Raw genomic sequence first — 26856 nt, forward strand, 5'->3', positions numbered from 1 at the left:
ATTCTTATTTTTATTCTCTGCTGGCTGCCTGCCGAAACGTCAGGTTGTAGCGAAACGCCCCTGCCTCCGGGTGAACGCCGGGCTTCAGCGGCTGAATACCGTGGTAAAACAGCCGCGATTCGCCGCCCCAGACCACCACATCACCGTGCTCCAGCAGCAGCCGTTTTAGCGGATCGTTGCGCCGCAGTCCGCCAAACTGAAACACGGCGGGCAGCCCAAGAGAAACCGAGACGATAGGCGCGCGCAGATCCGGCTCGTCCTTATCCTGGTGCAGCGAGAGCTTTGCCCCGACGGCATAGCGGTTGATAAGACAGGCGTCGGGCTGAAAATCGGGGTAGCCGGCCGCCACGGCGGCTTCATGACATAGCGCCTGAAACGCCTCCGGCACCGGCGGCCACGGCTGGCCGGACAGCGGATCGTTCGGGGCATACAAATAGCCCCGTTCATTCGTCGCCCATCCCAGCTCGCCGCAGTTGGTCATCGCCACGGACATGGTATACCCGCCGGGCGTGACCATATGGCGAAACGGGGAACGGGCGGTGACGGCATCAATACCGTCGAACAGCGCCGCCGCGTGGGAGAGCGCAAAGCGTCTCAGGATCGTCGCCCCCGGCGCGAGCGGCTCCTGCCAGGGTTCAGCATCAGCAAAAAGATCGAACATTATCCCTCCGGAATATTCGCCTCACGTTTCAACAATAGCACCTTACGGCCAGCGCCCCAGCGATAACCCGAAAGCGCACCGTCGTTACGCACCACGCGGTGGCAGGGAATGATAATCGCCAGTTTATTGGCGGCGCAGGCGCCCGCCACGGCGCGCACGGCGTTGGGTTTACCGATGGCCTTCGCCACCTGCTGGTAGCTCGCCGTTTCACCGCAGGGGATAGCCCGCAGCGCCTGCCAGACCTGCTGCTGGAAAGCGGTTCCGCGGATATCCAGCGGCAGCGCCAGCGGCGCCTCGCGGCTGTCGACAGCGGCAATCACCTGACGAACCCGATCGGCAAACGCGCCCTCCATCGGTTCCCGTTCGGCAAGCGGGAACAGCGACCGCAGCTCTGCGGTCAGCGCGGCATCGTCGTCCCCCAGCAGTATCGCACAGATCCCGCGCTCGCTTTCCCCCACCAGACAGCGGCCAAGCGAACAGTCGCTGAGGGCATAGCGCACCGCGGCATCACCCTTGCGGTACTGCTTCGCCGTCATCCCCAGCGCACCGTCGGCCTTGCGATAGTAGCTGCTGCTGTCCGGAAACCCTGCGGCCAGAACGGCGTCGGTGATTTTATCGCCCTGCGCCAGCGCGCTGCGCAGGCGCTGTTCACGGGCGGCCTGCTGCCAGGCTTTCGGCGTCATGCCGGTGACGGATTTAAACAGACGATGGAAATGGAACGGGCTCATGGCAACCTGCCGGGCCAGCGCCTCAAGGTTCAGCCCGGCGTCCTGCTCCAGCAGACGACACGCCAGCGCAATTTTTGCTTTTTTCTGCGCCTGAGGGTCGTCTTTATCCGGCATACAGCGCTTACAGGGACGGAAACCCGCCTGCCCGGCGCGGTGAGCGTCAGGATAGAAGCAGACGTTTTTACGCAGGGCATGGCGGGCGCGGCAGGACGGACGACAAAAAATGCCGGTCGTCTGCACGGCAAAGACAAACTGATTATCCGCCTGTGGATCGCGGGCCAGAACGGCCTGCCAGCGATCCTCATCGGTGAGATAGGCTGTGTTTTTCATGATCGGCTCCTCTTACAAGCATACGCTCAGCCTGCCTGAACGCCACCGAACAAAAACCCGCAACCTTGCTTTTTAATTTTTTTCGCTCACCAGGAAGCTTTTGAACTGGGGTGAACTCCAGGTTTTAAACCCGTCCGCCTCTTTGGTGATCATATAGACGGCAAGCCCTTCCTGACGCACCACCTCTTTGGCTTTCTCCGTCCCGAGCACCATCAGTCCGGTATCCCAGGCGTCCGCTTCCAGCGCCGTTGGCGCTATCACCGTGACGGACACCAGATTATGGGTAATAGGGCTTCCGGTTTGCGGATCGATAACGTGCGAAATACGTTTACCGTCCAGTTCGTAATAGTTGCGGTAGCTTCCGGAAGTGCTGATGCCGTGTCCGTTGATGTCCACAATCGCCTGGACCGCGTTTTGCTGGTCGGTTGGCTTCTGAATAGCCACTCGCCACGGTTTGCCGCTGGCGTTCATGCCCCGGCTGACAAGCGCGCCGCCGACGGACACCAGATAACGGGGAATGCCTTCCTGCGCCATCAGGGCTGCAAGATGATCCGCCGCATAGCCCTCGCCCACCGTGGAGAGATCCACAAACAGGTCGGGAATGTCTTTTTGCAGGTATTGCTGACCGTACTGGGTAATCACCGCCAGGTGCTGTAGCCCTGTACGCGCGCGGGCATCATCGATGGCGGCCCGATCGGGCGTAGCGACCGGCTGCCTGTCGGGGCCAAATCCCCAGAGGTTTACCAGCGGCCCCACGGTCACATCCATTGCGCCGTTGGTTTTGTGGCCCACGCGCATGGATTCCGTCACGATATCGGCCATTGCTTCGCTCACTGGCCAGAGCGAGGTGCTGCTGGAGCGATTGAAGCGCATAAGCGCCGAGTCGTTTTTATACGTTGAGAGCAGCTGATCGTCGGCATCCAGCTGCGCCTGAATTTTACCGCGCAGCTCTTCAGCGCGGGATTTATCGATATCCATTACGCTGACGCGCCAGAAGGTTCCCATGGTTTTCCCTTCCAGCACCGTCGCGGCTGGCGCCTCGGTTTTTGCGGGCTGCGTAGAAGAGTCACACGCGGTCAGGAGTAAAACAGTAGCCAGAAAGCTGGCGCGTAAAAAAGTCATTTCCATTCGTTATTATCCTCATGCCAGGGCGGCAAGAGTACACTAAAACAGCGTATTTGTAAGACCCTAAAAAAGCATGAAAAAAGGGGCCTGATGGCCCCTTTGTCGCTGTATAAGCAATTAGAACTGGTAAACCAGACCCAGTGCTACGATATCGTCAGTGCTGATACCGGTTTGACGGGTGAAGTTATTCTCATCCAGCAGGTTGATTTTGTAATCAACGTAGGTGGACATGTTTTTGTTGAAGTAGTAAGTCGCACCAACGTCAACGTATTTCAGGATATCCTGATCGCCATAATTTTCGATGTCTTTACCTTTGGACTGCAGGTAAGCCACGGACGGACGCAGGCCGAAGTCGAACTGGTACTGAGCAACCACTTCGAAGTTCTGTGCTTTGTTAGCCCAGCCCTGATCGCCAATACGCGTTGCGTTGTAGGTCTGCGTATACTGTGCAGCCAGGTAGATGTTGTTCGCATCGTATTTCAGACCACCGGTGTAGGTTTCAGCGCGATCGCCGGTACCGAAGCCGTAGTCATTCTGAGAGTTAGTGCGCTTAGAGCTGGTGATGGCAGTACCGAGACCGAAGCCTTCGCCCAGATCGTAAGTGATAGAACCACCGAAACCGTCACCGTTCTGACGAAGTTCGCCACGACCGTTGTTAGTCTGGTCTTCACCGCTTACGCTGCCGTTTTTACCCTGATACTGCAACGCGAAGTTCAGACCATCAACCAGACCGAAGAAGTCCTGGTTACGGTAGGTCGCGAAGCCGTTACCGCGCTGCTGCATGAAGTTGTCAGAACCGTAGGTGTCACCGCCGAATTCTGGCAGAACGTCAGTCCAGGAGGTAACATCATAAGCAACGCCGTAGTTACGACCGTAGTCGAATGAACCCGCATCGCCAAATTTCAGACCCGCAAACGCCACACGCGTCCATGAGTTATTTTCGTTCTCACCAGAGTTGCCCTGAATCTGGTATTCCCACTGGCCGTAACCGGTCAGCTGGTCGTTAACCTGAGTTTCGCCTTTGAAGCCCAGACGCATGTAGGTCTGGTCGCCGTCTGCACCGTCGTCATCAGAGAAATAGTGCAGGCCGTCCACTTTACCGTACAGATCTAATTTGTTGCCGTCTTTGTTATAAATTTCAGCCGCATTTGCTGCGCCTGCCACCAGCAGTGCTGGTACCAGGAGGGACAGTACTTTAACTTTCATTTTATTAACCCTCTGTTATATGCCTTATTATTTGCCACTGCATACTGGTCAACCCTCTTAACCAGTCGGCAAGTTCATTCTCCTCAAAAAAACAGAATAATCCAACAGGAATATGATACGAAAACTTTGAAGATGTTTCATTTTACCTGCAAGATGTTTCAATTTGTAAATGTGAAGGAACTTTTTGAATAGCATGAAGAGTTTAAAAATATAGCACTTATAATCAAGATTGAAATATATCTTATTAAATTCAATCAGTTAAATACAAAGCACACACAGCACTGAATGACAAAAAAAATTCGCTCAACATCTCTAAAATAACTCTCGCTATCATCATTAACTTTATTTATTACCGTCATTCAGTTCTGAATGTCTGTTTATCCCTAATTGAACCGGATGCTTCGCATTCGGTTTTTTTTTACCTTTCTTTACGTCGCCAGGCATTTTATGTGCTACCCGCACGTTATGATAACGACTATTAACTAAATGCTGTTCTCTCCCTTTTCCTGATTGATTTTTTACCTTAAAGATTAATTTCTTGTTAATTCGTGCTATTTTTCTGCGACTGTTGCCGCGCATTTGTACATTTCGCCGTGGTTTGTACACCTTTAAGCCGGCTCGCTGTAGCGAGGTTCAGCGGATAAAAAGTCAAGGTTACAGCGATAACGACGCTGGAAATTCGGTTATTACCCTTTATACTGCCCTATCCCATTACCGCGCGGCCATTACGGGTTAAACACATCGATGAGTCAGACTGAAACTACCGCCCCGAGCAAATTTTCCCTTCTACCGGGCAGCATCACCCGTTTCTTTCTTCTGCTGATCGTTGTGCTGTTAGTCACAATGGGGGTTATGGTTCAGAGCGCCGTTAACACCTGGCTTAAAGATAAGAGCTATCAGATCGTCGATATCACCCACGCGGTGCATAAGCGCATTGATACGTGGCGCTATGCGACCTGGCAAATCTACGACAATATCGCTGCGGCACCGGCCACCTCGTCAGGAGAAGGGTTACAGGAAACGCGCCTGAAGCAGGATGTCTATTATCTGGAAAAACCGCAGCGCAAGACCGAAGCCCTGATTTTCGGCTCGCACGACAGCGCAACGCTTGAAATGACGCAGCGGATCTCGTCCTATCTCGACACCCTGTGGGGTGCCGAAACGGTGCCGTGGTCTATGTATTACCTGAACGGTCAGGACAACAGCATGATCCTGATCTCGACCCTGCCGCTTAAGGATCTCTCGTCAGGCTTTAAAGAGACGACCGTCGGCAGCATTGTGGATTCCCGTCGGGCAGAAATGTTGCAGCAGGCCAACGCGCTGGACGAGCGCGAAAGTTTCTCCTCGCTGCGCCGCCTTGCCTGGCAGAATGGGCATTACTTTACGCTGCGCACCACCTTTAACCAGCCGGGCCATCTGGCGACCGTGGTTGCTTTCGACCTGCCTATAAATGACCTGATCCCGCCTGATATGCCGCTGGACAGCTTCCGCCTGGAGCCTGACAACAGCTCCCAGAACATGCGTACACCGTCGGACAAAGAAGGCGCGGACAGCGTGGCCATCTCCTTTAATGGCTCAAAGATTGAGATTGCGTCCTCGCTGAACTCAACCGGTATGCGTCTTGTCTGGCAGGTGCCTTTTGGCACCCTGATGCTGGATACCCTGCAAAATATCCTGCTGCCGCTGCTTCTGAATATCGGTCTGCTGGCGCTGGCGCTGTTTGGCTACAGCACCTTCCGCTTCCAGTCAGGGCGCCCGAGCGACTCCACCTCAGTGTCAGCCGGAACCAGCAACGAGCTGCGCGTGCTGCGCGCCCTTAACGAAGAGATTATTTCCGTGCTGCCGCTCGGGGTGTTAGTGCACGATCAGGAGGCGAACCGCACGGTGATGAGCAATAAGATTGCCGATCACCTTCTGCCGCATCTTAATCTGCAAAACATTACCGCGATGGCGGACCAGCATCAGGGCGTAATTCAGGCCACCATTAATAACGAGCTGTATGAAATCCGTCAGTTCCGCAGCCAGGTCGCTTCGCGCACGCAAATCTTCATTATCCGCGACCAGGACCGTGAAGTGCTGGTGAATAAAAAACTCAAGCAGGCACAAAGGCTGTACGAGAAAAACCAGCACGGCCGCGCCGCGTTTATGCAAAATATTGGCGATGCCTTTAAGCAGCCGCTGAAGTCGCTCGCCACGCAGATCGCTGAGCTAAGCACGCCGGAAAGCCGCCAGCTCAGCAACCAGGCCGACTCGCTGGTCCGTCTGGTAGATGAGATCCAGCTTGCGAATATGCTGGAGAATGACATCTGGAAAGGCACCCCGACGCTCTTCTCTATCCAGGATCTGATTGATGAAGTCGTTCCTGAAGTGCTGCCGGTCATTAAGCGCAAGGGTCTCCAGCTGTTGATCAACAACCGTTTACCGGCGAACGACGAGCGTCACGGCGATCGCGATGCCCTGCGCCGGATCCTGGTGATGCTGATCCAGTATGCCGTAACCACCACGCAGATCGGCAAGATCACGCTTGAAGTCAGCACCGATGAATCCAGCGACGATCGTCTGACCTTCCGTATTCTGGATACGGGCGAGGGCGTGACCGTAAGCGAAATTGATAATCTGCACTTCCCGTTCCTGAACGATACCCAGCGCGACCACTATGGTAAGGCTAACGCCCTCACCTTCTGGCTCTGCGATCAGCTGGCGCGCAAGCTGGGCGGCCACCTGAATATTAAGGCGCGCGAATCCCTCGGCACCCGCTACTCTTTACACGTTAAAATGGCGGCAAATCCGCAGGAAGAAGATGAAGAGCGTCTGCTGGATGACGTGGTGGTCATGGTGGATGTGACCTCTAATGAGATACGTAATATCGTGGTTCGTCAGCTGGAAAACTGGGGCGCGTCCTGCATCACCCCGGACGAAAGGTTCGCGAGTCAAGAATTTGATCTATTTTTAACTGATAATCCGTCTAATCTTACTGCCTCCGGCTTGCTTTTAAGCGATGATGAGCCAGGCGTGCGAAAAATCGGCCCTGGCCAGCTGCGCGTCAACTTTAATATGAGCAATGCGATGCAGGAAGCTGTATTACAACTGATTGAAGAGCATATGGCGCAGGAAGAGATCCTGGAGTCACCGTTAGGCGGCGATGAAAATGCCGAACTCCATGCCAGCGGATATTATTCGCTCTTCGTTGATACAGTACCAGATGATGTTAAGCGGTTGTATACTGAGTCCGCTGCGCAGGATTTTGCAGCGCTGGCACAGACAGCACACCGGCTTAAAGGGGTGTTTGCCATGCTAAATCTGGTTCCCGGCAAGCAGTTATGTGAAACGCTGGAACATCTAATTCGTGAGAAAGATGCCTCTGGCATTGAAAAATACATCAGCGACATTGACGCTTACGTCAAGAGCTTGCTGTAGCAAGGTAGCCTTATACATGAACAATATGAACGTAATTATTGCCGATGACCATCCGATTGTACTGTTCGGTATTCGCAAATCACTTGAACAGATCGAGTGGGTGAATGTAGTCGGTGAATTTGAAGACTCCACAGCTCTCATCAACAACCTGCCTAAACTTGATGCGCACGTGCTCATTACCGATCTCTCTATGCCGGGAGATAAATACGGTGATGGGATCACGCTTATCAAATACATTAAACGTCACTTCCCGGACATTTCGATCATTGTTCTGACCATGAACAATAACCCGGCGATCCTGAGCGCCGTTCTTGATCTCGATATCGAAGGGATTGTGCTGAAACAAGGCGCGCCTACCGATCTGCCAAAAGCCCTTGCGGCGCTGCAGAAAGGGAAGAAATTCACGCCTGAGAGCGTCTCACGTCTGCTCGAAAAAATCAGCGCGGGCGGCTATGGCGACAAGCGTCTCTCACCAAAAGAGAGTGAAGTTCTGCGCCTGTTCGCTGAAGGTTTCCTGGTAACGGAAATTGCCAAGAAGCTGAACCGCAGCATCAAAACCATCAGCAGCCAGAAGAAATCAGCGATGATGAAGCTGGGTGTGGATAACGATATCGCCCTGCTGAACTACCTCTCCTCCGTGACGCTGAGCGCGACGGACAAGGATTGATCCCAACGGGTGTGCGGCCTGTTGCCCGCACCCTGCCCTCTTCCCCGGCAGAGAGCACCAGTAAAAAAGGCCCTTGTGGGCCTTTTTTTACGTCCGCGTTTTCCTCACGCGCTCCGCATAGACAGACAGCGTTTGTTTGAGCACGTCCAGCGTAACCGGCTTCGACAGACAGCTGTCCATTCCCGACTCCAGACAGCGCTGCTTCTCTTCCGCCAGCGCGTTGGCCGTAACCCCAACCACCGGCAACGTCAGGCCCAGCTGGCGGATACGCTGCGTCAGGCGGTAGCCGTCCATGTTTGGCATGTTCACATCGCTGAGCACGATATCAATATGGTTCTTACTCAGGACATTCAGGGCATCCACCCCGTCGTTGGCCGTTTTACACTGATAGCCCAGGGAGCCCAGCTGGTCGGCGAGCAGCCGACGGTTTATCGGGTGATCGTCGACGACCAGAATCATCATGTCGTCGTTCACCGACGCCAGTTCATCCGGGGAAGCCAGGGCGGTGGCGCCGTCGCTGACCTCAAGCTGTACGCTGTAAATACGCGCCAGCAGGCCCAGCAGCTCGTGCGGCGTCGCCACGCTGTGCACCCATACTCCAGGTGATCGCTCAACCGGGATACCGATATGCCGACGGCAGAACGTTACTACGCCGCGCCCCGCCCACGCCTGCTCCGGCTCGCCGTCGGTGATCAGCATGTCGTCCGCATCCGGCGTCTGGCCTTCGTAGCGCGATACCCGCACGCCGCTGCTGGTCAGCATCGAGGTCAGGAAATCCTGTAAGGAGGCGTTGTGCACCGCCAGCCAGCAACGCTTATCGCTCAGCCCGTCGACCGTGGTTTTTGCCGGATAGTGCGCGGAATAGAGCGGAATACGGATGGTGAACTGGCTGCCCATGCCTGGCTCGGTATCCACGGAGATGTCCCCGTCCATCATGCTGATAAGCTTCTCGCATATCGCCAGACCCAGCCCGGTCCCCTGGAAGTTACGCTGGACGCCCGTTCCTACCTGGAAGAACGGATCGAACAGGCGCACAACCTCTTTCGCCGGAATGCCGACGCCCGTGTCGCGCACGCGTATGGTCAGGTAATCCCCTGCCCGACTGACGTGCAGCACAATACAGCCGATATCGGTGAATTTGATGGCGTTACTCAGCAGGTTAGAGATGACCTGCTGCAGACGCATCGGGTCGCCGTGTAGCGTCAGGGGCACATCCGGCTCGATAAAGCAGTACAGCCCCAGCTGTTTACGCACGACCAGCGGCAGATAGTTGGCGCTGATATGGTTCATCACCTCGCGCGGGGAAAACTCGCGCGGTTCAATCTTCAGCTGCTCGGATTCAATTTTTGAGAAGTCGAGAATGTCGCTGATGATTTTCAGCAGCAGGCTGGATGAGTTATTCATCGCCGTAACCAGCCTGTCGACCCCTTTCGGCAGCTCTTTGGTCTGGAGCAGATCGAGGTTACCGATGATGCCGTACAGCGGCGTGCGCAGCTCATGGCTGACGGTGGCAAGGAACATGGATTTCGACTGGCTCGCCTGCTCCGCCGCCTGCGCCATATCCTGCAGTGACTCTTCCATCTTCACGCGCGCGGAGACGTCCACCAGCACGCAGATCGCTACGTTTTCATTGCGGTAACGCGAATGAACGAAGCTGATTTGCAGGTTGGTGTGGGTGCTGGTCAGGACATCCACAAAGTTAACCTGCTGCCCGCAGATGATCTGCGTTAACCGCTGGCGGTCTTCATGCGTCAGCATGTTCAGGTAGTTATGGGCAAGCTCGTTGCTGAGGATATTCGTGCCGTCCTGGGTGCGCAGGATACAGATCCCTACCGGCGCCGAGGCGACAATTTTACGGTTAAACTGCTCGTGCTCCTCCAGACGCTGGGCGTCCGCTTCCGCCGGAATGAAAATCCGCCGCTCGTACATGCGCGCCAGCATAAACAGCGCCACACCTACCGCGATGTTCAGCAAGATGGCGTTGAGGATCAGGATACGAATGCGCTCCAGCACCTTGTCCACCGGCAGCGAGTAAACAATGCTCAGCGACGATGGCGGCAGGCTTTTCTTCAGCACCAGCTCGCGGAAACCGGAGGTATAGCCAAACCATGAGCGCTCCTGCATCCAGCCGGGTTCGACTTTCAGACGGTTTTCAGGCCCGGCAAGCGAGATAAGCGGGTGGCCGTTTTCATCCAGAATGGTCACGCCCATCGGCAGGCTGCCCGGCGTGAAGAAGTTTTCCATGCGGATGGTTTGCTCAATGCCCAGCAGCGCCTGCAGGCGGTTCCCGAGGTAAACCGGGGTCAGGGCGTAGAAATAGCCGACGCCCATGCGCGGGCCCTGGCTTATCCAGAAGATGTTGTTCCCGCGCTCTTCCTGCGGTGCGTTGCGGTATTTCACAATGCGTTCATGCAGGCTTTTCAGCGCGTCTTCCCGCTCCATCGGCATATCCCGCAGGCCGAAATCCGCCATGCACAGGTTTTCGTTACCAATCAGGTAGACGCGGTTCAGATCATAGGCGGCTGAAAAGTTGTCGCGCCAGTAGCGCATGAACCACGACAGGGATTCCAGCGATCCGCGCCAGGCTTTGCCCATGGCTGAGCAATCGGAGTCCGGGAAGAGCGGTTCGAAATCAGGGACTTCCGTTTTTTCATCCCGACCACGGATGGCCAGGATGCCGTTCTCCGCCGTCAGCCGATTCTCAGCAATATACTTAAGCTCTTTCATCACGTCAGACGTGCGCTGGATATAGCGCTGGGCCTGGTCTGAACTTAAGTTAAACTCCTGGCGGATCTCCGCTTCTTTCTGGTTTAACGCGTTGACGATGTAAAACACCGAGAGTAGCGCCACCAGCAACCATAGCAGCAGCGCAAGCGCCCGAAACAGATAGCGAGAGACTTTAAGCGTGGTACGAAAGGAGACGAGGTATTTCAAAGGGGCGAGGCTCCGCCATCGGGGAAAAAAGAATGTGGTTAAGGTAGCGGTAAACGCGGCTTGTCGCAACGTTCACTTGTCTGCTTGCGCAAAACAAAAGGGCCGGAAACCGGCCCTTTACGCGTCAGGAGACGTTACTCGTCAGCATCATCTGCTGGTTCATCATCGGTGTCCGCTTCCGGTGCGATTTCATCATCACCTTCCGCGACGCTTCCGTCGATTGAGTCGAGCTCTTCGTCATCCACCGGCTCGGCAACGCGTTGCAGACCCACAACGTTTTCATCTTCCGCAGTACGGATGAGGATCACGCCCTGGGTGTTACGACCCACCACGCTGATCTCGGAGACGCGGGTACGCACCAGCGTACCGGCATCGGTGATCATCATGATCTGGTCCGCGTCGTCCACCTGCACCGCACCCACAACGGAACCGTTGCGCTCGGTCACTTTGATGGAGATAACGCCCTGCGTGCCGCGTGATTTGGTCGGATATTCGCTTTCCGCCGTGCGTTTACCGTAGCCGTTCTGGGTGACGGTGAGGATTGCGCCTTCGCCACGTGGAACGATCAGGGACACAACGGCATCTTCACCCGCCAGCTTGATACCACGCACGCCGGTCGCGGTACGACCCATTGCGCGCACGGCGTTCTCCTTGAAGCGCACCACTTTACCGGCCGCAGAGAACAGCATCACTTCATCGGAACCAGAAGTCAGATCGACACCGATCAGCTCGTCGCCTTCGTTCAGGTTCACCGCAATAATACCGGCAGAGCGCGGACGGCTGAACTCGGTGAGCGCGGTTTTCTTCACGGTACCGCTGGCGGTCGCCATAAAGACGTTCACGCCCTCTTCGTACTCGCGTACCGGCAGGATGGCGGTGATACGTTCGTTCGCTTCCAGCGGCAGCAGGTTAACGATTGGACGACCACGCGCGCCACGGCTCGCTTCCGGCAGCTGATAGACTTTCATCCAGTACAGACGACCACGGCTTGAGAAGCAGAGGATCGTGTCGTGGGTGTTCGCCACCAGCAGTCGGTCAATGAAGTCTTCTTCTTTAATACGCGCCGCTGATTTGCCTTTACCGCCACGACGCTGTGCTTCGTAGTCGGTCAACGGCTGATACTTCACATAGCCCTGGTGAGACAGGGTAACCACCACGTCTTCGCGGTTGATCAGATCTTCAATGTTGATATCGGAGCTGTTGGCCGTGATTTCGGTACGGCGCTCGTCGCCGAACTGATCGCGCACCAGCTCCAGCTCTTCGCGGATCACTTCCATCAGGCGCTCTGCGCTACCCAGGATATGCAGCAGCTCGGCGATTTGCTCCAGCAGCTCTTTGTACTCGTCGAGCAGTTTTTCATGCTCAAGGCCGGTCAGCTTCTGCAAACGCAGATCCAGAATCGCCTGGGCCTGCTGCTCGGTCAGGTAGTACTGCCCGTCACGCACGCCAAATTCCGGTTCCAGCCACTCGGGACGCGCGGCGTCATCACCCGCACGTTCCAGCATTGCCGCCACGTTACCCAGGTCCCATGGACGCGCAACCAGCGACGCTTTCGCTTCTGCCGGCGTTGGCGCACGGCGGATCAGCTCGATGATTGGGTCGATGTTCGCCAGCGCAACGGCCAGTGCTTCAAGGATATGCGCACGGTCACGCGCTTTGCGCAGTTCGAAGATGGTACGGCGCGTCACCACTTCACGGCGGTGGCGCACGAACGCGCTCAGGATCTCTTTCAGGTTCATGATTTTCGGCTGACCATGGTGCAGCGCAACCATGTTGATACCGAAGGAGACCTGAAGCTGAGTCTGGGAGTAAAGGTTGTTCAGCACAACTTCACCCACCGCGTCGCGCTTGATTTCAATCACGATGCGCATACCGTCTTTATCAGACTCGTCGCGCAGCGCGCTGATACCTTCAACACGTTTTTCTTTAACCAGCTCGGCGATTTTTTCAATCAGACGCGCTTTGTTCACCTGATACGGGATCTCGTGAACAATGATGGTTTCACGGCCGGTTTTGGCGTCCGCTTCCACTTCGGCGCGGGCACGGATGTAAATCTTGCCGCGACCGGTGCGGTACGCTTCTTCAATACCACGACGACCGTTGATGATTGCCGCCGTCGGGAAGTCCGGGCCCGGGATGTGTTCCATCAGCCCTTCAATGCTGATGTCTTCATCGTCGATATAGGCCAGGCAGCCGTTGATCACTTCCGTGATGTTGTGCGGCGGAATGTTGGTTGCCATACCAACGGCGATACCGGACGAACCGTTCACCAGCAGGTTAGGGATCTTCGTTGGCATAACGTCAGGAATTTTTTCCGTGCCGTCGTAGTTATCAACGAAATCAACCGTCTCTTTTTCCAGGTCGGCCATCAGCTCATGGGCAATCTTCGCCAGACGGATTTCCGTATAACGCATTGCCGCGGCGGAGTCGCCGTCGATAGAACCAAAGTTACCCTGACCATCTACCAGCATGTAACGCAGCGAGAACGGCTGCGCCATACGGACAATGGTGTCGTACACCGCGGAATCACCATGGGGATGGTACTTACCGATTACGTCACCAACGACACGGGCAGATTTTTTGTAGGCTTTATTCCAGTCATTGCCCAATACGTTCATGGCGTATAGTACGCGACGGTGTACCGGCTTCAGGCCATCGCGGACGTCCGGCAGCGCACGGCCAACAATGACCGACATCGCATAGTCCAGATAGGAGCTTTTCAGCTCTTCCTCGATGTTAACCGGTGTAATTTCTCTCGCAAGGTCGCTCATCTAACCGCTATCCCTCTACTGTATCCCGGATTCAAAGGTCGCAAATTATAACACAGCCGCGGTGATACAGGTAAACCTATACGCTTTATTCACGGGGATTGCCTGATATACTCATTTGTCTTGCTAAATAAGGAGTAAAAGCGCCCATGAATGCCGAAAAATCCCCGGTGGCTCACAACGTTGACCACGAAGAGATTGCCAAATTTGAAGCGGTGGCGTCCCGCTGGTGGGATCTCGAAGGTGAGTTCAAACCTCTGCATCGTATTAACCCGCTGCGTCTGGGCTATATCGCGGAGCGTTCCGGCGGTCTGTTCGGTAAGAAAGTGCTCGACGTGGGCTGCGGCGGCGGCATCCTGGCGGAAAGCATGGCCCGCGAAGGCGCCACCGTTACCGGTCTTGACATGGGCTTCGAACCTCTGCAGGTGGCTCGTCTTCATGCCCTGGAGTCCGGCGTGCAGGTGGAGTACGTGCAGGAGACCGTAGAAGAACACGCGGCAAAACACGCGCACCAGTATGATGTCGTGACCTGCATGGAGATGCTGGAGCACGTTCCCGATCCGCAGTCGGTGGTCAGCGCCTGTGCGAAACTGGTCAAGCCGGGCGGTCAGGTCTTCTTCTCCACCATCAACCGTAACGGCAAAGCCTGGCTGATGGCCGTGGTTGGTGCAGAGTATGTCCTGCGCATGGTGCCGAAAGGAACGCACGACGTGAAGAAATTCATCAAGCCTGCCGAGCTGCTGAGCTGGGTTGACCAGACGTGGCTCAAGGAGCAGCACATGACGGGCCTGCACTACAACCCGCTGACGGATAAATTCAAGCTCGCGCCGGGCGTTGATGTTAACTATATGTTGCACACAACCGCCAAAAACGCCTAACGTCATTCGTTATTCTTATAAAGATTGCGCGACTTCATGTTGCGCAATTCTGACCTCCCGTTGAAGAAATCAGCACTCGATCAAATTTTGAATTTTTTTTCTGGAATATTGACATCTCTTCCAGGCCTTACGGTACGAGGACTTAGGCTTTTTTACCCTTTCACAACCTCAATTTAACCTCAAAATCAACCCTTGTGCTGAAAAGATTCGATACTAGAATACTCACCATATAGCGTTCTTCTTATCGCAAAACCCCTATATGTAGTATTTATCCACAGAGTTAGTCACAAGACGGATCTGTGGATAAGCGGGGGATATTTTTTTATTTCACGGACAGGTAAAAACCCACATGAATCAGAGTCTGCTGGTGACAAAGCGCGACGGTACTACCGAGCGCATCAATCTGGACAAAATCCATCGAGTTCTCGACTGGGCAGCAGAAGGACTGAACAACGTATCTATCTCCCAGGTTGAACTGCGTTCTCATATTCAGTTCTACGACGGCATCAAAACGTCTGATATCCACGAAACCATCATCAAGGCGGCGGCAGATCTGATCTCCCGCGACGCGCCGGATTATCAGTACCTCGCTGCGCGTCTGGCCATCTTCCACCTGCGTAAAAAAGCCTACGGCCAGTTCGAGCCGCCGAAGCTTTACGACCACGTGGTAAAAATGGTTGAGCTGGGCAAATACGATACGCATCTGCTGGAAGACTATACGGAAGAAGAGTTCGAGCAGATGAACGGGTTTATCGATCACTGGCGCGACATGAACTTCTCCTACGCGGCGGTGAAGCAGCTCGAAGGTAAATACCTGGTTCAGAACCGTGTGACGGGCGAAATCTACGAGAGCGCCCAGTTCCTCTATATTCTGGTGGCCGCCTGCCTGTTCTCTAATTATCCACGCGAAACCCGTCTGGACTACGTGAAGCGTTTCTACGATGCGGTGTCGACGTTCAAGATCTCGCTGCCAACGCCAATCATGTCTGGCGTGCGTACCCCTACCCGTCAGTTCAGCTCCTGCGTGCTGATCGAGTGCGGTGACAGCCTGGATTCCATTAACGCCACCTCCAGCGCCATTGTGAAATACGTTTCCCAGCGCGCCGGTATCGGCATCAACGCCGGTCGCATCCGCGCGCTGGGCAGCCCGATTCGCGGCGGTGAAGCGTTCCACACCGGCTGTATCCCGTTCTACAAGCACTTCCAGACCGCAGTGAAATCCTGCTCTCAGGGCGGCGTGCGCGGCGGTGCAGCAACCCTGTTCTACCCGATGTGGCACCTGGAAGTGGAAAGCCTGCTGGTTCTGAAAAACAACCGCGGCGTGGAAGGCAACCGCGTGCGCCACATGGACTACGGCGTACAGATCAACAAGCTGATGTACACCCGCCTGCTGAAGGGCGAGGACATCACCCTGTTCAGCCCGTCTGACGTCCCGGGCCTGTACGACGCGTTCTTTGCCGATCAGGACGAGTTCGAGCGTCTGTACACCAAATACGAAAAAGACGACAGCATCCGCAAGCAGCGCGTGAAGGCGGTAGACCTGTTCTCCCTGATGATGCAGGAACGTGCCTCTACCGGCCGTATCTACATCCAGAACGTTGACCACTGCAACACCCACAGCCCGTTCGACCCGGTCGTTGCGCCGGTGCGCCAGTCTAACCTGTGCCTTGAGATCGCCCTGCCGACCAAACCGCTGGAAGACGTGAACGACGAAAACGGCGAAATCGCGCTGTGTACGCTCTCTGCGTTCAACCTGGGTGCGATTAAGAGCCTGAACGAGCTGGAAGAGCTGGCCGTGCTGGCGGTTCGTGCCCTCGACGCCCTGCTGGACTACCAGGATTACCCAATCCCGGCGGCAAAACGCGGCGCAATGGGCCGTCGTACCCTGGGTATTGGCGTGATTAACTTCGCCTACTGGCTGGCGAAAAACGGCAAGCGTTACTCCGACGGCAGCGCCAACAACCTGACCCACCAGACGTTCGAAGCGATTCAGTATTACCTGATGAAAGCCTCCAACGAGCTGGCGAAAGAGCAAGGCGCGTGCCCGTGGTTCAACGAAACCACCTATGCGAAAGGCATTCTGCCGATCGACACCTACAAAAAAGACCTGGATGCGATCGTCAGCGAGCCGCTGCATCTCGACTGGGAAGGCCTGCGCGAGTCCATCAAGACTCACGGCCTGCGTAACTCCACGCTCTCTGCCCTGATGCCGTCCGAGACCTCCTCGCAGATCTCTAACGCCACCAACGGGATTGAGCCGCCGCGCGGCCACGTCAGCATCAAAGCGTCCAAAGACGGCGTGCTGCGTCAGGTTGTGCCGGATTACGAAACGCTGGGCAACAACTACGAGCTGCTGTGGGAAATGCCAAACAACGACGGCTACCTGCAGCTGGTGGGTATCATGCAGAAGTTCATCGACCAGTCGATCTCTGCCAATACCAACTATGACCCGACGCGCTTCCCGTCCGGCAAGGTTCCGATGCAGCAGCTGCTGAAAGACCTGCTCACCGCCTATAAGTTTGGCGTGAAAACCCTGTACTATCACAACACCCGTGACGGTGCGGAAGACGCTCAGGACGACCTTGTGCCGTCAATTCAGGACGATGGCTGCGAAAGCGGCGCATGTAAGATCTAATAATACGCCCCTCACCCCGGCCCTCTCCCCACAGGGGCGAGGATGAAAAAATTGCTCCGAACGTTTCCCTCTCCCCTCAGGGGAGAGGGTTAGGGTGAGGGGGAAATAACACCACAGGACTCACCGCAATGGCATATACCACCTTTTCACAGACGAAAAACGACCAGCTCAAAGAGCCGATGTTCTTCGGCCAGCCGGTCAACGTGGCACGCTACGATCAGCAAAAATATGACATCTTCGAAAAGCTGATTGAAAAGCAACTCTCCTTCTTCTGGCGTCCGGAAGAAGTTGACGTTTCCCGCGATCGTATCGATTTCCAGGCGCTGCCGGATCACGAAAAGCACATCTTCCTCAGCAACCTGAAGTACCAGACGCTGCTGGACTCCATTCAGGGCCGTAGCCCGAACGTGGCGCTGCTGCCGCTGATCTCCATTCCTGAGCTGGAAACCTGGGTAGAAACCTGGGCGTTCTCCGAGACGATCCACTCCCGCTCTTACACCCACATCATCCGCAACATCGTTAACGATCCGGCGGTGGTGTTTGACGATATCGTTACCAACGAGCAGATCCAGAAACGTGCGGAAGGCATTTCGCACTACTACGACGAGCTGATTGAGATGACCAGCTACTGGCACCTGCTGGGCGAAGGGACGCACAACGTGAACGGTAAAACCGTCACCGTGAACCTGCGCGCGCTGAAAAAGCAGCTGTACCTGTGCCTGATGAGCGTCAACGCGCTGGAAGCAATTCGCTTCTACGTGAGCTTCGCCTGCTCCTTCGCCTTTGCCGAGCGCAAGCTGATGGAAGGCAACGCCAAAATCATTCGCCTGATCGCCCGTGACGAAGCCCTGCACCTGACCGGCACCCAGCATATGCTGAACCTGCTGCGCAGCGGTACGGACGACCCGGAGATGGCGGAAATTGCTGAAGAGTGCAAGCAGGAGTGCTACGACCTGTTCGTTCTGGCCGCGCAGCAGGAGAAAGAGTGGGCAGACTACCTGTTCCGCGACGGCTCCATGATCGGCCTGAATAAAGACATCCTGTGCCAGTACGTTGAGTACATCACCAACATCCGCATGCAGGCCGTTGGTCTCGACCTGCCGTTCCAGACGCGCTCTAACCCGATTCCGTGGATCAACACCTGGCTGGTGTCCGATAACGTGCAGGTGGCGCCGCAGGAAGTCGAGGTGAGCTCCTATCTGGTCGGTCAGATTGATTCTGAAGTCAACACCGACGATCTGAGCGACTTCCAGCTCTGATGACGCGCGTAACGCTGAGCCTTTCGGGTACAGAAGTGCTGTGCCAGGAAGAACACCCTTCTCTGCTGGTGGCGCTTGAAGCGCATCAGGTGGAGGTAGAGTACCAGTGTCGCGAAGGCTACTGCGGCTCCTGCCGCTGCCGACTGGTCGCCGGTCAGGTAGACTGGCTGACCGAACCGCTGGCCTTTATCAGTGAAGGGGAAATTTTGCCCTGCTGCTGCCGCGCGAAAGGCGATATTGAGATCGAGATGTAAAAAAGGGCCTTGCGGCCCTTTTTCTATTTTAAGAACTCCACCGCTTTATCCGGGAAATCCGTAAACAGTCCGTCCACGCCCGCCTGGTTGTACAATATCTCATAAAGCTGACTCACGTCCGTGGCATACGGCGGCAGCTGGTCGGCACGCACCGTATACGGATGCACCTGCATCTTGCTGGCATGCGCTTCCTTCACCATCGCCGTGAGCTTCACGTGGCCCGGCGTTGAGCCTTCCGCCACCAGCATGTGGTAATCCGGCCCGATACCGTCGGCGTACTGCGCAATCTGCTTCATTGCGCCCGGCTTAAACATCCAGTCGTAGCTGTAGTTCACCCACTTCCCGTCCGGCTGCTTCTCCTGGGTTTCGTTCCAGTCGGTATAAGCAATCAGCTGTACCAGATTGAGGTTCATCCCCATCTTCGGCTCCAGCTCGGTTTTAATGCGCTTCAGCTCAGCGGCGTCAAAACACTGGAGATAGGCTTTGTCCTGCTTGCTGGTGTAGCCGTACTGCTTCAGCACCTCCAGCGTTTTCGCGGCAATGTCCTTCCCTTCCTGATGGTGGAACCACGGCGCCTTGATTTCCGGGTAGATGCCGATATTTTTCCCGGTTGAGTGGTTCAGCCCCTGAACAAACTCAATCTCTTCCTGGAAGGTATGAATACGGAAGTCGGACTTGCCCATCGGGAAGCGTCCCGGATAGACCTGCACCTTCTTACCGTTCTCAATCTCGAAGCCTTCGGTAAACTTCAGCGAGCGGATCTCCGCCAGCGTGAAGTCGATGGCGTAGTAGCGGCCGTCTTTGCGGGCGCGGTCCGGGAAGCGTTCCGCCACGTCAGTAACGCGGTCAAGATAGTGGTCATGCAGGACGACCAGCTGGTCGTCTTTGGTCATGACCAGATCCTGCTCCAGATAATCCGCGCCCTGCGCATAGGCCATCGCTTTCGCCGGCAGCGTATGCTCCGGCAGATAGCCGCTGGCGCCGCGGTGGGCGATGACGATTTTATCCGCCGCCAGCGCGGAGCCGGTCATTAAACCGGCCAGCAGCAGGCCGGTTGTTAAGTAAGATAATTTCATGGCCATGCTCCTTATTGACGACGCGCCTGCACTTCGGCGTGGTGACGTTTTTCACCAATCATCACAATGATGAGCAGCAGAACCGCCAGCACGCTGCCGCCAATCATCACCATAAAGCCACCGTCCCAGCCGAAGAAGTCAACGGTATAACCGACGATAGCACTTGCCGCCACGGAACCGCCCAGGTAGCCAAACAGGCCGGTAAAGCCTGCCGCCGTTCCTGCCGCCTTCTTCGGCGCCAGCTCCAGCGCGTGCAGGCCAATCAGCATTACCGGGCCGTAAATCAGGAAGCCGATGACGATCATACAGGCCATGTCCACGCCCGGGTTGCCCGGCGGGTTGAGCCAGTAAACGACCGTCGCGATGGTCACCAGGGTCATAAAGAACACGCCCGTTGCGCCGCGGTTGCCTTTAAACACCTTGTCCGACATCCAGCCGCAAATCAGCGTCCCCGGGATCCCCGCGTATTCATACAGGAAGTAGGCCCAGGACGATTTATCCAGCGCGAAGTGCTTCACCTCTTTCAGGTAGGTTGGCGACCAGTCGAGAATGCCGTAACGCAGCAGGTAAACAAAGACGTTCGCCACCGCGATGTACCACAGCAGCCTGTTGGGCAGCACGTACTTCATGAAGATCTGCTTTGCCGTCAGCTCTTCTTCGTGCTTCTCGCTGTAATCATCCGGATAGTCGTTTTTGTACTCTTCAATCGGCGGCAGGCCGCAGGACTGCGGCGTATCGCGCATCAGCGCAAAGGCGATAAGCGCGACCAGGATTGCCCCAAAGGCTGGCATATAAAGCGCGGCATGCCAGTCGTTGAACCAGGCCATCCCCAGCAGGAACAGCAGCGGTGGAAGCCCTCCCCCGACGTTATGCGCGCAGTTCCAGACCGATACAATGCCGCCGCGCTCCTTCTGCGACCACCAGTGCACCATGGTGCGTCCGCACGGTGGCCACCCCATCCCCTGGAACCAGCCGCAGAGGAACAGCAGCACGAACATGACGGCAATGCTGGACGTCGCCCACGGCACAAAGCCCATAAACAGCATCACCGCTGCCGCCAGGATCAGGCCGGCGGGCAGGAACACGCGCGGATTCGAGCGATCCGACACGGACCCCATAATAAATTTCGAAAAACCGTAGGCGATAGAGATCCCCGACAGCGCGAAACCCAGATCGCCGCGCGAGAAGCCCTGCTCCACCAGGTACGGCATGGCGAGCGCGAAGTTTTTACGTACCAGGTAGTACGCCGCATAGCCAAAGAAAATCCCCATGAAGATTTGCCAACGCAGACGGCGGTAGAGAGGGTCTATCTCTGCCTCTGGCAGTCGCGCCCGATGTGGCGCAGGTTTAAAGATACTGAGCATAACAGCCTCCGTGGCCTTTCAAAAAATGACCGGACATAACGCGCCCGGCTACAGAGGCGGCGATGTTAAGAAATCACGGTGATTGTTACTGTGAATCAACGCACAGATTGTTACAGAAATATGACAGAATGCGCAAAAAAGCGCATGAAATCACGTTTCACTTTCGAATTTCGCGCGTTTATGTTCGAAATCAAACAAACCACACTATCACTGTGGCTAAATGCTAAAAAACGAACATAGAGGAAAGGCAATGACAATTCACGATCCACGCTACAGCGATGTGATTATCATTGGCGGTGGCGCGACGGGTGCCGGCATCGCACGCGACTGCGCCCTGCGGGGGCTGAGCGTCACGCTTCTGGAACGCCACGATATCGCCACCGGCGCGACCGGGCGAAACCACGGCCTGCTGCACAGCGGCGCGCGCTACGCGGTTACCGATGCGGAATCCGCGCGCGAATGCATCGCGGAGAATCAGATCCTCAGGCGCATCGCCCGCCACTGCGTTGAGCCCACCGACGGGCTCTTTATTACCCTTCCCGAAGATGACCTCGCCTTTCAGCACACCTTTATTACCGCCTGCACGGCGGCAGGCATCCGCGCGGAGGCAATCGATCCTGCGCTGGCGCGCCGTCTTGAACCGTCGGTCAACCCGGCCTTACTCGGCGCGGTAAAAGTGCCTGACGGCACCGTTGACCCCTTCCGCCTGACCGCCGCCAATATGCTGGACGCGCGCGAGCACGGCGCACGTATTCTGACCGGGCATAGCGTCACCGGGCTTATTCGTGAAGGCAATACCGTGCGCGGGGTGCGCGTTTGGGATACGCAGTACAACGAACACAGCGAGCTGTATGCCGCCGTGGTGGTGAACGCGGCGGGGATCTGGGGCCAGCGCATCGCAGAATATGCCGATTTAGCCATCCGCATGTTCCCGGCAAAGGGTTCGCTGCTGATCCTCGATCACCGCATCAATAACCATGTGATCAACCGCTGCCGCAAACCGTCCGACGCCGACATCCTGGTGCCCGGCGACACCATTTCGCTCATCGGCACGACGTCTACGCACGTCGACTATAGCGACATTGACGTTAACCGCGTCACTGCTGAAGAGGTGGACATTCTGCTGCGCGAAGGGGAAAAGCTGGCCCCGGCGATGGCGCAGACCCGCATCCTGCGCGCCTATGCAGGGGTGCGCCCGCTGGTTGCCAGCGATAACGACCCGAGCGGGCGCAACGTCAGCCGCGGCATCGTGCTGCTCGATCACGCCGAGCGCGACGGCATGGACGGGTTTATCACCATCACCGGCGGTAAGCTGATGACCTACCGCCTGATGGCGCAGTGGGCCACCGACGCGGTCTGCCGCAAGCTCGGGAACACCACGCCGTGCGTCACGGCAGAACGGGCCCTGCCTGGCTCGCAGCAGTCGACAGAAAAAACGCTGCACAGCATCATTTCCCTTCCCGCGCCGCTTCGCGGTTCGGCGATTTACCGCCACGGCGACCGCACCCCGGCCTGGCTCGGTGAAGGGCGGCTGAGCCGCAGCCTGGTGTGCGAATGCGAAGCCGTAACCGCAGGCGAGGTGCAGTATGCGGTGGAAAACCTGACGGTGAACAACCTGCTCGACTTACGCCGCCGCACGCGCGTGGGGATGGGCACCTGCCAGGGGGAGCTCTGCGCCTGCCGCGCAGCCGGGTTGCTGCAACGTTTTCACGCGACCACCTCTACCCAGTCGCTCGCCCAGCTGAGCGATTTTTTAAACGAGCGCTGGAAAGGCATTCAGCCCGTCGCCTGGGGCGATGCCCTGCGCGAAAGCGAGTTTACCCGCTGGGTCTATCAGGGGCTTTGCGGCCTGGAGAAGGAGCCAAATCATGAAATTTGATACCGTGATCGTCGGCGGCGGGCTGGCGGGCCTGCTCTGCGGCATTAAGCTGACGCAGCAGGGTCTGCGCTGCGCCATCGTGACCCGTGGACAAAGCGCCCTTCACTTCTCCTCCGGCTCGCTGGATTTACTGGGCGCGCTGACGCTTGCGGATCTCCCGCCCGAGCACCCCTACCGCCTGACGGGCGCAGAGAATATGGCCCGCTTTGCCTGTGAAGCAGAACATCTGCTGTCCACCTGCGGCGCCCGCATGCAGGGTGACGCAGAACAAAATCATCTGCGCGTTACGCCGCTCGGCACCCTGCGCGCCGCCTGGCTTAGTCCGGAAGAGGTGCCCGTCGCCCCCATTACGGCGGCACGCGTGCTGGTGGTTGGAATCGGCGGTTTCCTCGATTTCCAGCCGCACCTGGCCGCCGCGTCCCTTAAGCAGCAGGGGGTGCAGGTGGAGACGGCAGAGATTGACCTTCCCGAACTCGACGTGCTGCGCGAGAACCCCAGCGAGTTTCGCGCGGTGAATATTGCCCGCCTGCTGGATAATGAACGTTACTGGCCGCGCCTGTACGAGGCGCTTCGGCCGCTCGGCGAGACCTGCGACGCCCTGTTTATGCCCGCCTGTTTTGGCTTAAGCGACAACCGGCTCTGGCGCTGGCTCTCGGAGCGCCTGCCCTGCACGCTCGGTTTACTGCCAACGCTGCCCCCTTCCGTGCCCGGCATTCGTCTGCATACCCAGCTGCAGCGCCAGTTTGTCGCGCAGGGCGGCGTGTGGATGGCGGGCGACGAGGTGAAGAAAATCACCCTGAACGGGGGCGCGGCAGGTGAAGTCTGGACCCGCAACCACGACGATATCCCCCTTCGTGCGCGCTACACGGTGCTGGCCAGCGGCAGCTTTTTCAGCAACGGTCTGCTGAGCAGCCGGGATGGCGTGCGTGAGGCGATCCTCGGGCTGGACGTCCGGCAAAGCGGCTCCCGCGCGGACTGGTATCAGAGCGATTTCTTCGCCCCGCAGCCGTGGCAGCAGTTCGGCGTCATAGTCGACGACCGGCTGCGTCCGCAGCTGCACGGGAAACCGGTTGAAAATCTCTACGCCATCGGCTCGGTTCTGGGCGGATACGATCCCGTGGCGCAGGGCTGCGGCGGCGGCGTTTGCGCGGTTACCGCGCTGCACGTTGCGGAGCAGATTATCCAGCGCAGGGAGGCTGCACGATGAACGACACCCGTTTTGAAAGCTGTATCAAATGCACGGTCTGCACCACGGTTTGCCCGGTGAGCGGCGTGGATCCGCGCTATCCCGGCCCGAAACAGGCCGGTCCCGACGGAGAGCGTCTGCGCCTGAAGGACGGGGCGCTGTACGACGAGGCGCTGAAATACTGCATCAACTGCAAACGCTGCGAAGTTGCCTGCCCGTCGGACGTGAAGATTGGCGACATCATCCAGCGCGCCCGGGCGCGCTACAGCACGCAAAAGCCGACGCTGCGCGACGCGATACTGAGCCACACCGACCTGATGGGCAGCGTCTCCACGCCTTTCGCGCCGGTGGTCAATGCCGCCACCGCGCTAAAACCGGTGCGCAGGCTGCTGGACGCAACGCTTAAAATCGACCATCACCGTAGCCTGCCGAAATACGCTCACGGCACCTTCCGCCGCTGGTATAAATCCGTGGCGGCAGATCAGGCGCAGTTTGCCGACCAGGTCGCCTTCTTCCACGGCTGCTACGTGAACTACAACCATCCGCAGCTGGGAAAAGACCTGCTGAAGGTGCTGAACGCCATGGGAACAGGCGTACAGCTGCTGAGCAAGGAGAAGTGCTGCGGCGTTCCGCTGATTGCCAACGGTTTTACCGACAAAGCGCGCAAGCAGGCGAAAAGCAACGTCACCGCTTTGCGCGAGGCGATCGTCGACAAAGGGATCCCGGTGCTGGCGACGTCGTCAACCTGCACCTTCACGCTGCGCGATGAATATCCTCACCTGCTGGACGTGGATAACAGCGGCCTGCGCGAGCACATTGAGCTGGCGACCCGCTTTCTCTGGCGCAGGCTGGACGGCGGGCAGACGCTGCCGCTGGGCAACCTGCCGCTGAAGGTGGTGTATCACACCCCGTGTCATATGGAGAAGATGGGCTGGTCAATCTATACGCTGGAGCTGCTGCGGCTGATCCCGGGGCTGGATCTGACGGTGCTGGATTCCCGCTGCTGCGGCATCGCAGGCACCTACGGCTTTAAGCGGGAAAATTACCAGACGTCACAGGCGATTGGGGCTCCGCTGTTCCGCCAGATTGAAGAGAGCGGCGCGGATATCGTGGTGACAGACTGCGAAACCTGTAAATGGCAGATTGAGATGTCCACCAGCAAGCGCTGTGAACATCCCATTAGCCTGCTGGCAAAAGCGCTGGCGTAACCGTTGCCGGGGCCACCGCCCCGGCGACCGCTTACTCGACGAACAGCGTTTCCACCACGTTGATCCAGCCGTGCTCGCTGGCGACCTCTTTCCCGTTCAGCCAGCGGCGCAGCATGTTCAGCGCCATCATCGCGCATACCTCCTGGCGCACGGCCAGGCTATGGCGGGTAATGCTCATCTTCACGCGCAGGGCGTGCGTGCCTTCCGGCGTCGCCAGGGCAAGGTTGAGGTATTCGTCATCCAGCCCGCCGACGAACAGCGCCAGCCCCGCGAAATGCTTCACTCTGCGCTCGGATGCCCAGCGTGCCGTCTGCGCCAGCGTCTCCTGCTGGAACGGCACCACTTCGCTGGCCAGCAACGGCGCACCCGCGCGGGTAAGCTGAAGCGCCAGAAGCCCACCGGTAAACTGCTCGCTTAGCGTCACGCTCAGCTGGCGAGACTGCAAATGCCGTGCAATCTGCGCCGGCAGCCCTTCCGTGCCTTCGAAGATCAGGCTTTCCCCGGCAACGCGCTGCACCTCAGGCCATAGCGCCAGCATGGCGGCTTTTTCCGTCGCCGGCCCGGTCAGCTTGAGTTCGATAATCGGCATGGAGGAGCGATAGCCCATCGACACGCCGGGCGGCAGCTTCAGGCCGTCGAGGCTCTGGGCCAGATCGCTCTCCGAGCGGCCAAACGTGGTCAGGCGCAGGCACAGCGGCGGTTCAGGCAGGGTGAAGCGCGCGCGCAGGCGCGGCAGGATCTGCTGCTCGACCATCACCTTAAATTCCGACGGCACGCCGGGGGTAAAGAACATCAGGCAGCGGTTAAGCTGAACGGCAAACCCGCAGGCGGTGCCGACCGGGTTATCAATCAGTTCCGCACTGGCGGGAATTTCAGCCTGTTTGCGGTTGCTGGGAGCCATTACGCGGCCACGATCGGAGAAAAAGCGCTCCATCTGCGCCAGCCACGCCTCGTGCAGCACTAACCCTTCGCCTTTGGCCGTGGCGGCGGCCAGCGCGCTAAGATCGTCGCTGGTGGGACCCAGCCCGCCGTTCACAATCAGCACGTCGCACTGCTCGCTGCGCTCGCGCAGAACGTTGACCAGTGACTCAAGACTGTCGCCCACCGTGTTGCGGCGCGTTAACGGTAATCCTTGCTCAAAGAAGAGATCGGCGAGCCAGGCGGCATTGGTATCAATGATTTGCCCATGCAGCACTTCGTCGCCAGTGGATAACATTTCCACGTTTATCATTGTGTTCTCCCATTTCAATGGTCAAAACACTATAGCGCAATCGAAGAGCG

At 57.3% G+C, this 26856-nt stretch carries 18 protein-coding genes; 9 read left to right on the forward strand and 9 right to left on the reverse strand.

Going from position 1 to position 26856, the window contains the following annotated elements; genetic code table 11:
• Positions 1 to 10 precede the first annotated feature (10 nt).
• The 4 genes from alkB to IM304_RS10060 all read right to left on the reverse strand — a co-directional run bounded on the left by alkB (position 11) and on the right by IM304_RS10060 (position 4050).
• Positions 11 to 661 (reverse strand): DNA oxidative demethylase AlkB, encoded by a 651-nt coding sequence (alkB, locus tag IM304_RS10045; protein WP_193355626.1) that lies wholly within the window; start codon positions 659 to 661, stop codon positions 11 to 13.
• The gene (gene ada, locus IM304_RS10050; protein WP_193355627.1) at positions 661 to 1719 is read right to left on the reverse strand and encodes a bifunctional DNA-binding transcriptional regulator/O6-methylguanine-DNA methyltransferase Ada; all 1059 of its coding nucleotides are present in this window, start codon (positions 1717 to 1719) and stop codon (positions 661 to 663) included. The genes alkB and ada overlap by 1 nt, the downstream gene beginning before the upstream one ends.
• Positions 1720 to 1791: 72 nt before the next feature.
• Positions 1792 to 2847, reverse strand: coding sequence for an FAD:protein FMN transferase ApbE (gene apbE, locus IM304_RS10055; RefSeq protein ID WP_193355628.1), 1056 nt, complete (start codon positions 2845 to 2847; stop codon positions 1792 to 1794).
• A gap of 114 nt (positions 2848 to 2961) precedes the next feature.
• Positions 2962 to 4050 (reverse strand): porin OmpC, encoded by a 1089-nt coding sequence (locus IM304_RS10060; RefSeq protein WP_193355629.1) that lies wholly within the window; start codon positions 4048 to 4050, stop codon positions 2962 to 2964.
• A gap of 744 nt (positions 4051 to 4794) precedes the next feature.
• Between IM304_RS10060 and rcsD the strand changes: the two genes are divergently transcribed.
• A complete protein-coding gene (gene rcsD, locus IM304_RS10065) occupies positions 4795 to 7467 on the forward strand; it encodes a phosphotransferase RcsD (protein ID WP_193355630.1) in 2673 nt (890 codons plus the stop codon).
• A gap of 16 nt (positions 7468 to 7483) precedes the next feature.
• The gene (rcsB, locus tag IM304_RS10070; RefSeq protein WP_003859405.1) at positions 7484 to 8134 is read left to right on the forward strand and encodes a response regulator transcription factor RcsB; all 651 of its coding nucleotides are present in this window, start codon (positions 7484 to 7486) and stop codon (positions 8132 to 8134) included.
• Positions 8135 to 8221: 87 nt separating this feature from the next.
• Here the strand turns inward: rcsB and rcsC are convergent, their stop codons facing one another.
• Complete coding sequence (rcsC, locus tag IM304_RS10075; protein ID WP_193355631.1) at positions 8222 to 11068, reverse strand: two-component system sensor histidine kinase RcsC; 2847 nt, start codon at positions 11066 to 11068, stop codon at positions 8222 to 8224.
• 134 nt (positions 11069 to 11202) lie between these two features.
• The gene (gene gyrA / locus IM304_RS10080; protein WP_148419891.1) at positions 11203 to 13839 is read right to left on the reverse strand and encodes a DNA topoisomerase (ATP-hydrolyzing) subunit A; all 2637 of its coding nucleotides are present in this window, start codon (positions 13837 to 13839) and stop codon (positions 11203 to 11205) included.
• Between the two features lie 146 nt (positions 13840 to 13985).
• Here gyrA and ubiG point away from each other — a divergent pair, with 146 nt between their 5' ends.
• The 4 genes from ubiG to yfaE all read left to right on the forward strand — a co-directional run bounded on the left by ubiG (position 13986) and on the right by yfaE (position 18862).
• Positions 13986 to 14714 carry a bifunctional 2-polyprenyl-6-hydroxyphenol methylase/3-demethylubiquinol 3-O-methyltransferase UbiG gene (gene ubiG, locus IM304_RS10085; protein WP_148419892.1) on the forward strand — a complete coding sequence of 243 codons (729 nt, stop codon included), beginning with the start codon at positions 13986 to 13988 and terminating at the stop codon, positions 14712 to 14714.
• Positions 14715 to 15063: 349 nt separating this feature from the next.
• Positions 15064 to 17349 (forward strand): class 1a ribonucleoside-diphosphate reductase subunit alpha, encoded by a 2286-nt coding sequence (gene nrdA, locus IM304_RS10090; protein ID WP_176609863.1) that lies wholly within the window; start codon positions 15064 to 15066, stop codon positions 17347 to 17349.
• A gap of 128 nt (positions 17350 to 17477) precedes the next feature.
• Entirely contained in the window at positions 17478 to 18608 is a 1131-nt protein-coding gene (gene nrdB, locus IM304_RS10095) for a class Ia ribonucleoside-diphosphate reductase subunit beta (RefSeq protein WP_047346599.1), read from the forward strand.
• A complete protein-coding gene (gene yfaE / locus IM304_RS10100) occupies positions 18608 to 18862 on the forward strand; it encodes a class I ribonucleotide reductase maintenance protein YfaE (protein WP_010433414.1) in 255 nt (84 codons plus the stop codon). Before nrdB ends, yfaE begins: the two co-directional genes overlap by 1 nt.
• A gap of 23 nt (positions 18863 to 18885) precedes the next feature.
• Here the strand turns inward: yfaE and glpQ are convergent, their stop codons facing one another.
• Together glpQ and glpT are read right to left on the reverse strand one after the other, a co-directional pair.
• Entirely contained in the window at positions 18886 to 19938 is a 1053-nt protein-coding gene (gene glpQ, locus IM304_RS10105) for a glycerophosphodiester phosphodiesterase (protein ID WP_193355632.1), read from the reverse strand.
• Between the two features lie 11 nt (positions 19939 to 19949).
• Positions 19950 to 21302: a glycerol-3-phosphate transporter gene (gene glpT, locus IM304_RS10110; protein WP_176609861.1), complete on the reverse strand. Its 1353-nt coding sequence runs from the start codon at positions 21300 to 21302 to the stop codon at positions 19950 to 19952.
• A 250-nt stretch (positions 21303 to 21552) separates the two neighbouring features.
• On the opposite strand from glpT, the gene glpA reads away from it, so the two are divergent.
• Genes glpA through glpC form a run of 3 tightly spaced genes read left to right on the forward strand, consistent with a single transcriptional unit; the run spans position 21553 to position 25575 of the window.
• Positions 21553 to 23181, forward strand: a complete 1629-nt coding sequence (glpA, locus tag IM304_RS10115) for an anaerobic glycerol-3-phosphate dehydrogenase subunit A (protein ID WP_148419896.1) — start codon at positions 21553 to 21555, stop codon at positions 23179 to 23181.
• On the forward strand, positions 23171 to 24388 hold the full coding sequence (gene glpB / locus IM304_RS10120) for a glycerol-3-phosphate dehydrogenase subunit GlpB (RefSeq protein WP_193355633.1): 1218 nt from the start codon (positions 23171 to 23173) through the stop codon (positions 24386 to 24388). The genes glpA and glpB overlap by 11 nt, the downstream gene beginning before the upstream one ends.
• A complete protein-coding gene (glpC, locus tag IM304_RS10125; RefSeq protein WP_193355634.1) occupies positions 24385 to 25575 on the forward strand; it encodes an anaerobic glycerol-3-phosphate dehydrogenase subunit GlpC in 1191 nt (396 codons plus the stop codon). Before glpB ends, glpC begins: the two co-directional genes overlap by 4 nt.
• Before the next feature lie 31 nt (positions 25576 to 25606).
• Here glpC and IM304_RS10130 read toward each other — a convergent pair whose 3' ends face one another.
• Positions 25607 to 26806, reverse strand: coding sequence for a nicotinamide mononucleotide deamidase-related protein YfaY (locus tag IM304_RS10130; protein ID WP_176609857.1), 1200 nt, complete (start codon positions 26804 to 26806; stop codon positions 25607 to 25609).
• Between the last annotated feature and the right edge of the window lie 50 nt (positions 26807 to 26856).

The organism is Enterobacter cloacae complex sp. P40C2 (genome assembly GCF_014930695.1).
GTDB lineage: Bacteria > Pseudomonadota > Gammaproteobacteria > Enterobacterales > Enterobacteriaceae > Enterobacter > Enterobacter pasteurii.

Excerpts from the sequence above, each read along its gene's own strand:
- alkB (WP_193355626.1), bottom strand. The coding sequence starts at position 661 with ATGTTCGATCTTTTTGCTGATGCTGAACCCTGGCAGGAGCCGCTCGCG.
- ada (WP_193355627.1), bottom strand. The coding sequence starts at position 1,719 with ATGAAAAACACAGCCTATCTCACCGATGAGGATCGCTGGCAGGCCGTT.
- apbE (WP_193355628.1), bottom strand. The coding sequence starts at position 2,847 with ATGGAAATGACTTTTTTACGCGCCAGCTTTCTGGCTACTGTTTTACTC.
- IM304_RS10060 (WP_193355629.1), bottom strand. The coding sequence starts at position 4,050 with ATGAAAGTTAAAGTACTGTCCCTCCTGGTACCAGCACTGCTGGTGGCA.
- rcsD (WP_193355630.1), top strand. The coding sequence starts at position 4,795 with ATGAGTCAGACTGAAACTACCGCCCCGAGCAAATTTTCCCTTCTACCG.
- rcsB (WP_003859405.1), top strand. The coding sequence starts at position 7,484 with ATGAACAATATGAACGTAATTATTGCCGATGACCATCCGATTGTACTG.
- gyrA (WP_148419891.1), bottom strand. The coding sequence starts at position 13,839 with ATGAGCGACCTTGCGAGAGAAATTACACCGGTTAACATCGAGGAAGAG.
- ubiG (WP_148419892.1), top strand. The coding sequence starts at position 13,986 with ATGAATGCCGAAAAATCCCCGGTGGCTCACAACGTTGACCACGAAGAG.
- nrdA (WP_176609863.1), top strand. The coding sequence starts at position 15,064 with ATGAATCAGAGTCTGCTGGTGACAAAGCGCGACGGTACTACCGAGCGC.
- nrdB (WP_047346599.1), top strand. The coding sequence starts at position 17,478 with ATGGCATATACCACCTTTTCACAGACGAAAAACGACCAGCTCAAAGAG.
- yfaE (WP_010433414.1), top strand. The coding sequence starts at position 18,608 with ATGACGCGCGTAACGCTGAGCCTTTCGGGTACAGAAGTGCTGTGCCAG.
- glpQ (WP_193355632.1), bottom strand. The coding sequence starts at position 19,938 with ATGAAATTATCTTACTTAACAACCGGCCTGCTGCTGGCCGGTTTAATG.
- glpT (WP_176609861.1), bottom strand. The coding sequence starts at position 21,302 with ATGCTCAGTATCTTTAAACCTGCGCCACATCGGGCGCGACTGCCAGAG.
- glpA (WP_148419896.1), top strand. The coding sequence starts at position 21,553 with ATGACAATTCACGATCCACGCTACAGCGATGTGATTATCATTGGCGGT.
- glpB (WP_193355633.1), top strand. The coding sequence starts at position 23,171 with ATGAAATTTGATACCGTGATCGTCGGCGGCGGGCTGGCGGGCCTGCTC.
- glpC (WP_193355634.1), top strand. The coding sequence starts at position 24,385 with ATGAACGACACCCGTTTTGAAAGCTGTATCAAATGCACGGTCTGCACC.
- IM304_RS10130 (WP_176609857.1), bottom strand. The coding sequence starts at position 26,806 with ATGATAAACGTGGAAATGTTATCCACTGGCGACGAAGTGCTGCATGGG.